The following is a 12741-nucleotide window of genomic DNA, read 5'->3' as shown; positions in this document are numbered from 1 at the left end:
AGATACCAAAACAACTGTTCAACGGCCTGACCAATGGCTGTAAAACCAACAGAACAATAGGTGTCTGTCAATCGTAACAGATGCTTTGATTCTGAGCGAATCGTTGGTGCACACAAGTTGGACTGTTTTTTGTAAACAAGGCAAAATCCTTTTTATACAAGATCGTACACTAAAATTCGGGATTAGCTACAAGGGCGTTTATTTACTTTTTCATGTCGATTGTCCCCACCAAATCATTTCCACTGTGATTTAGCACAGCATTTGCCCAAGGATAGCCTACATACATATGGGAAGGCTAAAGTCACCTATTCAGGCTTTATAGCCTCACGTGTATGCATTTTATAGGCTAGTAAAAAACCTCAGGCAGCACATGCTTTCAATGACATCTTTCTACCAACCGCCCAAGTTTATTCCTAAAGGCTACCTACCCGCTTCACGCCGGCTCCTGCCTTTCACCTGTTATCAGGCACTATGCCGACTACTACTTAGGCGAGTGAGAGATTTAGTCGATTGGCTACTGCACTGTTATTCATCCACCTCTAATCTGCTAATGATTTATTAAGGCCTAATGCGAAACGTATTACCACGATTTATTCTCTCAAATACGCAGAGGCCGCTTCACAAAACTTCTGCAATGACTTTTAGATCAACCATTATGAAGCAAATCTTACAAACCTGCTGGCCACCAGTTTTAAACTACCTAAGGTGGTTTCTAGCCGCACTCTACCGCGTTAAGCCTGCCTTGGCGCCACCGCGACATCTGAATATCCAAAATGATAGCCACAGGCCCTTAAAAACGGCTTTTAGGTCAATACGCAGGAAAGTAATTCGAAACTTTCAGGCGATTCGTGTCGCTTCAGATGAGATAGCTGAGGCTCATTCATTTTCAATGGGTATGCCTAAAGGTAGGTTGCTACTTGGCCTGTCTGTCCTGATATGGGCTATTTGTGGCGTATCAACAACGAAGGCTCAGAATGCCCCTCTCGGATGCGATAAGTACAAGCTGTTGATTAGCGAAAACGATAATAGTGGTTCGTATACAATGGCCTTTGACTTTCCAACAGCTGGCACCACGCCCAGTTGTAACCTGGGGCCAGGTAGTGGGGGCGAAAATATTGTTATCGACCCCACCAAGAACCTGGCCTATATTTGTCCACTAGGCTCTGTAAATATAAAGGTGTATGACTTCGCAACGGGTCAGTTCAAGCCAGATATTCCAGTGCCTTCCGAAACGGGGTATCTAGCTTCAGCAACCTTATCAGCGGATAACAATTATTTATTTGTAACAGGCCGTGACGCCTTGTATAAAGTAAATCTTGCTACCAACGCGATTGAAGCAGAACTCACCCTGCCTGGCCAAGCGGGTAGTAACAACAACTTATGGGGATTGGCCGTAAATCCCAACAACAGTTCGCAGCTTTATTTCAGTGCAAGATGGAACCCTGTCGCTCCAAGTACGGTGACCCCATCCATATGGTTTACAGACCCCAACTTAGGCACTCCTACTTTAGCCTATACCCTCCCTTCCGGTCTCTATCCTCGGGGTATAACCTTCGCCAGCGATGGAACCATGTGGGCAACCACTGCCAGTACAAGCGGGCCTGACCAACTTCTTCACTTATCCGTTAATGCCAACGGTACCTTATCACAGATAGCTTCTTTCCCCTTTCCTCCGGCTATTAGTAATACGAGCGGTACCACTAACGACCCATTCGGTATTGTTACAGGGCCCGACGGCAACCTTTACTTAGTTACGTTTTATGGAGCCTGCGTATATCAGGTAACTCCTTCCGGTACCTTTAATAACTATATTCCCAATACAACAGGAGCCCTGGCGAAAGGAATTGCCTTTATTTGCGGCAATTACAAGTGTCCGTGTACTGTATCTGCAGGTGTTGGGAGTTCGCCCGCTAGTACCTGCGGCTCTGCATCGATAAATATAACCGGTGCCACAGGCAATCAGGCTAATATTAATGTGGGAAGTACATACGGCACACTGCCCAAATACAACGACCCCAGCAATAAAGCAATCTCCAGTGGAGGGGTAACCTTCAGTGGTTTACTACCGAACACAACCTACACCGTTCGAGTCTGGAACGGCTCCGACGATTGTTATGCCGATGTAACCATTACAACAACAGGAGCTCCCGTCCCCAATCCACCAGTTAGTGGTGGAGATAAGACCGTCTGTCAGGGAGCACCACTACCTGCCCTATCCGTTCAGGTTGGTGGAGGAGAAACAGCCAACTGGTATAATTCAGCAGGCACCCTGGTTGCCAGTAGTCTGACAACGTATACACCAACCGCAGCAGGCACATACTTGGTTGAGACATTCAACCCAAGTACGGGTTGTAAATCGGCAACGAGAACTTCGGTTAGTCTGACGCTCAATCCGCCACCGGCTATCAATCCTATACCAGCGAAGGTAATTTGTGATGGTACATCTGTTCAACTCAATGCTACAGCAAGCATCCCGGGTTCTACCTATGCCTGGAGCGGAGGTCCCCTGACCAGTTTGACCATTGCCAATCCCATTGCCTCACCAGCCGGTTCGCTACAGGAAAATAAACTCTACAGCTATGTTGTGGTGGTGACCACCCCCATAGGCTGTACAGCCTCTGCGACCGCTCAGATCACTGTAACGCCCAGCATTCGTGTATTTGCCGGTAGCGACATGACTATTTGCGAGAAGTCGTCTACGCCTTTGTCCGCAACGACCAATCTTCAAAGCAGCGCCATCAATGGCACGGTTTCAGTAGCTTGGAGCGAAGTCGCTACGAACCCCAGCGCGGGCAACAATCTGGCATCGACCACGGGCTACACAGTAGCTACCAAGGCGCTGGCACCCGGCGTATATAAGTTTACGGCTACTGTCACGCAGGTAAGTCCAGATGGTCTTACCAATTGTGTCAATACGGATGAAGTACAGGTAACGGTGATGCAGGCCCCTGTGCTAACCATCAAGCCAACCCGTGACAACATCTGTAGCGACAATACGATGACGGTAACGCTGGCCTCTACCTTATCGACGGCAGCACCGGCTAATGTTACCTGGACGTCAACGGACGACCCAACGCTGGCTTACTTAAGCTGTACCAATTGCGCCAATCCGGTGCTGACCCTGCCTGCGAGTTATAACAAGGCGACCATTACCTATACGGCCAATGCCGTGGTTACCGCTGATAATAACATTCAGTGTACGGCGTCTGCTTCGGTTACAATCGCCGTCAAGAAAGAGCCCGTTCTAATCGTTAGTCCTCCAAAAATTATCTGCGACGGCACATCCGTTCAGTTAAATGTCGATTCAGACAAAACAGCAGCTACCTACGAATGGACCGGCTCGGCCCTGTCGAGTCTAAGTATCAAGAATCCAATTGTAGCTCCAGCTGGTTCGTTGCAGGAAGACAAGACATATTTATACACGGTTAAAGTGACCGATACCGATGGCTGTTTTACCTCGGCTATTACAAGTGTAACGGTAACGCCCAGTATTCGGGTTTATGCCGGTGAAGATGCTACTATCTGCGAAAAGACAACGACCCCGCTCTCGGCCACGACCAATCTGCAAAGCAGTGCCGTTAATGGAACGATCACCGTTGCCTGGACCGAAGACCCATCGAACCTGAACAAAGGCTCGAACTTGGCGTCTACCGCTGGTTATAATGTCAACACCAACGCTTTGGCACCGGGTGTATATAAATTCTGGGCTACCGTAACACAGAAAAGCCCGGACGGATTGACCAATTGTATTAATACCGACTGGGTACAGATCACCGTTACCCGGAACCCAGTATTAGTCATTGTACCGACTCAGCCAAACATCTGTCCGCTGAGCCAGGAGACGATCACGCTGGCCGCTAATTTGAGCGGTGGAACACCCGCAGCAGCGTCTATTTACTGGACTTCGAAAGATGATCCAACCGCTAAATTCCTTAGCTGTTCGGTGTGCGCCAATCCAACCCTGACTGTGCCTGCTGGCTACACCGGGGCTACGATCAGTTACACCGCCACGGCCATTGTTACGGCCGACAATAACATTCAATGCCCAACTACAGCTACGGTAACGATCATCGTAAATCCGTTACTGAAGGTGGATGTAATCGCCGATGTTACGGTTTGTAACGAATACATTGCCGTTAAACAGCAACGCAGCACAACCCTGCGCGAGCTGGTGAGTGGTAACCCGGTCAACATCGCTCAGTGGAAAATTGAGCCGATGGTCGGTATCACTAACGTAGTCGTCAGTGGAGCCACGTTGACGTTCGATGTACTGCCATCCAACGAGATCGTCGAATATACGGTGACACTCAATAGCGCGGAAACCTGCTATGCCAGCACCAAATTCTTTGGCTACGAAAACCCGCGCCCTATTGTTGAATTCACTATGGACAGTTATGTCTGTCTGGGCAGCAAGACGCAGGTACTTTTCAATGGCAATGCGAAACCAGGTGCCATTTATACCTGGGATTTTGCCGGTGCAAAAGTAATTTACTCGAATGATAGCAAGCCCTACGACGGTATTGCCGAAGGACCCGGCCCTCACGATATTCAGTGGGACAAGTACCCTGGTTTTGGCAACACCTATGTCGTATCGCTGACTGTCAACGATGGCGGTTGTACTGACACGCGTCGGAAAGACATCCGTATCGAGCGTGGCTACGATGTAGTCTGGAACACAACTAATACATCCGTTTGTAACGGAACCGATGGTAAAATCACATTGGTATCGGCGCGGGAAAAAGTAACGAACCGCGACGTAACCAACACGCTGGTCTTTACCTGGACCGGGCCGAACGGATTTACATTGGTCGCAGCAGCACCGCAGGGATCAAACCTAACTAATCTGGCACCGGGCACATACCACGTACGGGTCGATAACAGTATTGGTGGGTGTGCTTATGAATATGATCTCGATATCAAGCGCCCTAAAAATTTGGGCCTGAATGCGTTGGTCGGCTATAAAGCAACCTGTGGCAAGACAGACGGTGGTATCCACACTGAAGTAGTGGGTGGTACGGCTCCGTACACGTTCTTTTATTACGATGCAGCTGGCGCGTTACTGAGCCAGAAAACCGTAAACGATACGCTCGATTATAAGTGGGGTTTAGCTGAAGGTAAATACCATGTAAAAGTGGTGGATGTCAATAAGTGTAGCACCGAAGGAGATATTGTTCTGGACAACGTGGGTGGCCCACGGGTAGAGATAGCCCAGATCACCCCAACCCCTTGCGGTGATAAAACGGGTAAAGTACAGTTCACCATCTTTGGAGCTGCACCATTTAGCTACTCACTCGCATCGGATAACCCCTACTCAGGCGGTACTATTACACAGGCGGGCATTCCCGTCACGCTGGAGTTCCTGGAAGCCGGTGATTATGTGATGACTGTACGGGATGCCAACGGTTGCGTAACTGTGAAGCGCTTTACTGTGGGCGCATTGGCCTCTGGCTTTAATATCGCTGTAACGACGACTCCCGGCTCTTGCCCATACAATCCGAATGGCAGCGAGAATCCTAAAACGGGTGCTTTCCAGGTAACCAGCCCACTGGGTGCTCAGTATACCTATACATGGATTGGCATGGATGGAAAAGTATTTACGCCAACGAGCCCAACCAATCCAACCGGCTTAGCAACGGGCATCTACAAGCTGAAGATTTCCAGCAACACTGCCGGTGGTGGCGTTTGTACAGATAGTACGACGTTGATTCTGAACCCATCGGAAGGTCCAAAACCAGAACTGGTGACCATTAAGAATCCAACCTGTCCGGATCTCGACAATGGCAGTGTTACCTTTATTGTCAACAAGAATCTGGACTCCGGAACGCCGGATAAAAACCGCTTCCCGCTGACGAATATTGGGCCGTATAGCTATACGCTGCGCAACACCACCTCACAAGACGGGTTCGTCATCAGCGGTATGGTCATTGACAATACCAATCTGACGGTCTACGGTCTGGCGAGAGGTACTTACCTGCTCACCATTACAGATTGTAACCTTTGCGTAGGCTATCAAACCTTCCAGGTAACGGACCCCGAGCATTTCGAAGTGCTGGTTGACCGCAATAACCTGGTCCTTTGTGATGCGAAAGACGGCAAAGTGTGTTTGACCATCAATGGCGCAACAGGGCAACAGTATACCGTAAGCGTATCGCCAACGGCAATTAACCCAACACCGTTTACACGGAATGTGACCAACTGCCTGTTCGGCATGGACGCTAACAAAGAGTATATCGTAACCATCCGCGACGCACAAAACTGCTACGTTAACTTCCCGGTTAGCCTGACGCAGCCAGCGGTATGTTTCGATTGCGACAAGTTCTGCTCGAAAGATGTAGAAGGATACGACATGTCCTGCGACAGTCTGAACACCGGCAAAGCACGTATCCGGGTAACGGGCGGTAAAGCACCGTTCAAGTATACCTGGTACAACTCGCTGGGTCAGGTAGTATCGCAGGTAACCTCGGCTGATTCGGTCAATACCATTGACAAGCTGACGGCCGGTGTGTACTACATCTCGGTCGTTGATGCCAACAGTTGTACCATTGGTGGATCAGATGGCGGTAAGCAGAAGATTTCTGTAGCCATCGGTCAATCAGGCGGACCAACTGTCGTTATCAACAGCACTACGTCTTCAGCCTGTGGCGCGTCTACAGGTGCTATCCGGTTCTCGGTAACGGGCAACAAACCGTTCACCTATACGCTCACCAAAGTGGGTAGTTCGGTGGAACTGGCTACGGGCAGCATCCTCAACGTACCAAACGCCATTACGCTGAGCAATCTGCTGGCCGCTTCGTACGTACTTAAAGTGAAGGACAGCAAAGGTTGTGTAACGACAACGCTGGTTGACATCCGGTCATCTACGTTCCCAATGGTGATCAGCTCGACGCTGAAGAAGCCAAGCTGTGACGGAGTAACACTGGGAGAAATCGCCATTAGCCTGAGCCCACTAGCGGGCCAGACGGCTCCGGGTGGTTCGCCAACCTACGTATGGTCGGGACCAAATGGTGTGTTTACACCGGCGATTCCTGAGAAAGCAACGATGTTACCAGCGGGTATCTACCACGTTACCGTTAGCTACAGCAATGGTTGTTCGGACACGGAGGAGATCATCCTGAATAATGCCGACGGCCCAACGCTGTCAGCTACCCCAACGGGTCTGGTAACCTGTATCGGTGCCAATAACGGTTCGATTACGCTGAATGCCAATGGTAACGGCCAGGCCATCATCGGCTATATCGTGAAAGGCGTTCTGTCGAAACCGTACTCGGCTCCGTACCCAACGAGCATCACCAATGAGGTTATCGCTAACCTGGCTGCCGGTGATTACGAAATTGAAGTTATCGGCTTCAATGGTTGTGTATCGAAAGCGATGGTAACCGTACAGAAACCGGAGGTGCCCATCATCGACATCCAGACAACGGCGGTCAATGATTGTGACATCAACAACGGTACGGCCACGATCAGCGTGGTGAGCGGAGGCAAGACACCGTTCCAGATTCGTCTGGTGTCGCCAACGGCGACCGCCTTTACGGCTGGTCCAATCACCTACGGTAGCCTGGCGGGTGGCGACTATGTTGCCGAAGCGAAAGATGCCAATGGCTGTCTGACCCAGTTCCCATTCACCGTCGCTGACCTGCGCAAGCAGCTTTGCTACGGCACTATTGGTGACTTCGTCTGGAAAGACAGGAATGATAATGGTAAGCAGGATACCGGCGAGCCAGGTGTAGCAGGCGTAACAGTTGAACTTTGGAAAGCCGTCAATGGCACCCCGTCGACTAAAATCACATCGGCTACTACCACAGCGACAGGTAAATATCTGTTCACTGAGTTGCTTAAAGGCGATTATATTGTCCGATTCGTAAAAGGAACCTGGCCAGATAGCTGTGCAATCACTCCGAAATACAAGCAGGCGGGTGTACTCGATAGCCTGAACTCGGATGCTGACCCCACTTCGGGCCTTAGCCCAGTGGTAAGCCTTGACCCAATCAAAGGTGGCTTGTTGAAAAACAACCCAACGATTGATTTGGGCCTATATGTACCGACCAGTACGCTGGGTGATTTTGTCTGGAAAGATAAAAATGATAACGGTATCCAGGATGCCAGTGAAGTAGGGGTGAAAGGCGTGAAGGTGGTTCTCTGGTCGGCAACGACTGGCGGTACACCCGGCACAAAACTAGACTCTACTACGACTGATGCAACGGGCAAATATGGATTTATTAACCTGAAAAAAGGTGACTATATCGTACAATTTGTGCCTTCCAGCCTGCCTGATAGCTGCGCTCTGTCGAAGAAACCGAACTTGTCCAGCATAGGCGACGAATTCGATTCTGATGCTGATCCAATTACTGGCATTACACAAGTTGTTAGCCTGGACCCTTACCAGACAGGTCTGTTGAAAAACAACCCAACCATCGATGCCGGACTGGCGTATCCGAAAGGCTCGATTGGGGATTATGTCTGGAAAGATGCCAACGACAATGGTATCCAGGATGCGGGCGAAGCCGGTGTAGCTAACGTTCTGGTCGAACTTTATAAAGTAGTGAATGGCCAACGAGTATTGCCATCGTTTGCTACGCAGACAACGGATATCAATGGCCGCTACTTGTTCCCAAATCTGGATACGGGCGATTATCAGGTGAAATTTGTTGGTAGCACACTGCCTGTTGGTTGCGCCATCAGCCAGAAACCAAACACCGGTAACGACGATACGAAGGATAGCGATGCCGACCCAACCAGTGGTCTGAGCCCCGTTATTCCGATCAATCCATACAAAGGCCCTGGCTTGCTGCGTGATAATCTGACGGTCGATGCCGGTCTGTATACACCCGCTGTCGGCTCGATTGGTGACTATGTCTGGAAAGATACTAACGACAACGGTATCCAGGACGCCGGTGAAGCCGGTGTGAAAGATGTACAGGTTGAACTTTACAAAGCGGTGAACGGTCAGCCTCAGGGTGCTGCGCTGAAGATCGTTTCGACCGACGTGACGGGTAAGTACCTCTTCGATCAGTTACCTAAAGGGGATTATCTGGTGAAATTTGTGAGTAGCTCATTCCCGGCCTCCTGTGCCATCAGCACCCGACCAAACACGGGCAACGACGACACCAAAGATAGCGACGCCGATCCCACCACGGGTCTCTCGCAAGTGGTGACGCTGGACCCCGTACAGGGTGGTATTCTCAAGGATAACCCAACCATCGACGCCGGTCTGTACAATACAGCGACAGGTTCGATTGGCGACTATGTCTGGAAAGATGCCAACGACAATGGTATCCAGGATGCGGGCGAAGCTGGTGTAGCCAACGTACAGGTTGAACTCTATGCAGCCGTTAACGGCCAGCCACAGGGAGCAGCCCTGAAAGTAGCGTCGACTGATGCGAATGGTAAGTACCTCTTTGACAAACTGCCGAAGGGAACCTACCTGGTTCGTTTCATCGGTAGCAGCTTCCCGGCCAACTGTGCCATCAGCACCCGACCACGGTCCGGTACCGATACGGGCAAAGACAGCGACGCTGATCCGACTTCGGGTCTGTCACAAGTGGTGACGCTGGATCCAATCCAGGGGGGTATCCTCAAGGACAACCTAACCATCGACGCCGGTCTGTATAACGTCAGTGTTCCTGTGTTCACGGTTACGTCGGCAACGGTTTGTTATGGTAGTCAAACTACATTAACGGCCACGGGTTGTACGGGTACAGTACGGTGGAATACGGGTACGACAGGTAACACCCTGATCACACCAGCGCTCACGACGACCACCAGCTATACGGCTACCTGTTCCGCGGCTAACAATGTAGTCTCGGCAGTGGGTACGGTAACAGTAGTGCCACAGCCAACGGTGAGCCTGCAGGCCAGTAGCACTCTGGTCACGGTTGGTTCGTCAGTCGTGCTGACGGCGAGTGGCTGCACGGGTAATCTAAGCTGGTCAACGGGTGCTACGGGCAGCGCCATCACGGTAACGCCCATGAACCCGACCAACACCTACTCGGCAACCTGCACCACCGCGCAAGGTTGTGTCGCCACGGCTTCGATTACGGTTCAAACACAGCCTGCACCGACCCTGGTGGTTACGTCGGCAACGATCTGTTCGGGTAGTAGTGCCACACTGGTCGCCAGCGGCTGTCCAGTGGAGATGAGCTGGAGCAACGGTACGACAGGTAATACCCTGATCACCCCGGCGCTCACCGCTACTACCAGCTATACCGCTATATGTAACACGGTCGACCGCATTGTATCAGCGATTGGTACGGTAACTGTCCTCCCCGTAACGCCGATAACCATAACCGCTTCCAGTCTGACCATTACCAATGCCAGCGCGGTAACGTTAACGGCTTCGGGTTGTACGACGGGTAACCTGAAATGGTCAGCAGGTGGTCAAACATCGGCCATGATCGTAGTACAGCCTACACAGGCTACTACATTCTACTCCGTTAGCTGTACCAATGGTTCAGGTTGTACATCGCAGGGGTCAATTACGATCTACCGTGTGGATGTCCCCCAGCCTAAACTGGAACTGGAAAAACTGGTGGATAAGTCCAGAGCGCAAGTCAATGATGTATTGACTTACAAACTGATTATTCGGAATACCGGTCAAGGTACAGCTAATTCGATTGTGGTTCGCGACTCGCTGGACGCTGGTCTGCTCTATGTATCGTCTCAGGCTTCTTCGGGTAGCTTTAGCCCGGCCAGCTTCGGTGGCGTGTGGCAGATACCAGCCTTAACGGCCGGTAGTAGTGCTACCCTGACGATGACGGCCCGTGTATTAACCGGCGGTGTACTGTACAACATAGCCACTATTCCGGGTGATACCAACCGAGTATGTACGACTATTCCGATGGACCTTTGCGAAGGCGAGCAGATTATAGCATCTGCACCGGGTGGACGTTCTGATCTAATCTGGTTCCGCGATGGTGTACAGGTAGGTACTGGTGCTCAACTGACTATAACACGGACAGGTCTTTACACGGTACGAACTACCTCGGGCACCTGTCCCAATAGTCAGTGTTGCCCGCTCGAAGTAGTAGCCAGCACGAACTGCTGTCCAGCTAAAATTTGTGTACCCTTCGTGGTAAAACAAAGCAAGCGAGCGAAGCGCGTAGGTGATCCACGATAGTAATGTTTCATTGATCTCGATGGCCCCAGGCTGGGGCCATCGAGATCTTTTTCTCTTCCATTAATTGTAATGCTTAGCCTTCCTGGGCCTTACCAAAAGCAACCTTTGTTCAACTACGTACTCAGAAAAGAATAGAATCAGACGATGAAGAATCGATACCATCTTATAGCAAGCCTGCTGACACTAGCTACTGTTTCCGCTCAGGCGCAGGTCAAAATTGGCAGCAACCCCACTTCCCTGACCACCACGGCCAACCTCCAGGTCGAGGCTACCGACGGCTCTCAGGTGGTCATCAACAAGACCACCGGCAACGTCGGTATCGGCACGGTGGCCCCCGGGGCCAAACTGCATGTACTCAATGGTAATGTAATTTTCAATCCTACCGGCACCAACCCCCTCAACTTCAACTCGGGTAATACAGCGACCAACCCACGGCTATCGGTACCCAGAGGGGCCATCGAGTTTCAGTCGGGGGAGACCAGTGGTGGCACGCCCATCTTTAACTTTTTCTCCAATGTAGGGGGCGAAGCCATGAACCGACTCACGGTCTTGCAGAACGGCAATGTCGGTATTGGCACAACAATACCAGCTGAAAAGCTTCATATAAATGGAAATGTTCTTTCATTAGGCAATTTTTATTCATTCAGTAATGAGTACGGTATTGGTACAAAACCTAAAACAACCAATGTATTTGGTCTCAACCAAGGGGGTATAGAATTTGAGACGGCTGCAGGTACAAGCATGAAAGTAGCCTTGGATGGCAACGTAGGTATTGGAACAACAACCCCTTCCAGTAAGTTACATGTTCTTACGACGGGCACAACGAAAGCGGCTAGCTTCCTCAATAACGACGGAGCGGGTACTTCAACGAATTTATGGGTTGGCGGAGGTAACCCCAACTGGGGAGAAATTAAATATAGTAACATAAACAATATCAACGACTCGCGTCTGTCTTTAGGGAGCACAGACAATGAATATATTACGGTTGATCTGGCCGGAGCTTCTGTGGGCAATGTGGGCATCGGTACAACCGCGCCTAATGCCAAATTGCATGTTGTTGGCGAAAGATTATACATGGATTGCACAGCGGCAGATCCCTATGGTGCTATTACGATTAACGTGCCTAATACCAACAGCAATGGTGCACTTGACATATCAGAAATGATACTGTTTACTGTTGCCGGATCAGCCATAGGAAATATAGCTCCTACAGCCGCCGGAACGGGTATCTCCTTCAACACAAACTCCGACCGACGTTTGAAAGAAAACATCGTTACCAGCCATTACGGCATCAAGGATCTGATGAAGATCAATGTGGTCGATTACAACTTCAAGTCGAACAAAAACAAGATGCAGGAAACGGGTTTTGTTGCTCAGGATCTGTACAAAGTGTATCCGATTGCCGTAACGCCGGGCGACGCTGATGAAACGGCGGCTGTCAAGGATTCCTGGAAAGTTGACTACGGCAAGGTAACGCCCTTGCTGGTCAAGTCGATTCAGGATCAGCAGGCCATTATCAATGCACAACAAGCCGAAATCAACGAGTTGAAAGCAGCTGTAAAGCAATTACTGGAAAAGAAATAAGCCATTACGTATACAAGGTAAGACTACGCCTGCCTTGGTTTACG

General features: G+C 50.4%; 2 protein-coding genes. Both read left to right on the top strand.

Annotated elements, in window-relative coordinates; all coding sequences use genetic code 11:
- Positions 1–895 precede the first annotated feature (895 nt).
- Positions 896–11113 (top strand): SdrD B-like domain-containing protein, encoded by a 10218-nt coding sequence (locus tag ACYVJM_RS15440; RefSeq protein WP_461149128.1) that lies wholly within the window; start codon positions 896–898, stop codon positions 11111–11113.
- A 144-nt stretch (positions 11114–11257) separates the two neighbouring features.
- Positions 11258–12697: a tail fiber domain-containing protein gene (locus ACYVJM_RS15435; RefSeq protein WP_461149127.1), complete on the top strand. Its 1440-nt coding sequence runs from the start codon at positions 11258–11260 to the stop codon at positions 12695–12697.
- The last annotated feature ends 44 nt before the right edge of the window (positions 12698–12741 follow it).

The organism is Spirosoma pulveris (genome assembly GCF_054781875.1).
The sequence above is the reverse complement of the archived record's forward strand: the minus strand, read 5'-3'. Positions and strand labels throughout refer to the sequence as shown.

Coding starts and splice junctions, on each gene's coding strand:
- ACYVJM_RS15440 (WP_461149128.1), top strand. CDS start 896: ATGCCTAAAGGTAGGTTGCTACTTGGCCTGTCTGTCCTGATATGGGCT.
- ACYVJM_RS15435 (WP_461149127.1), top strand. CDS start 11,258: ATGAAGAATCGATACCATCTTATAGCAAGCCTGCTGACACTAGCTACT.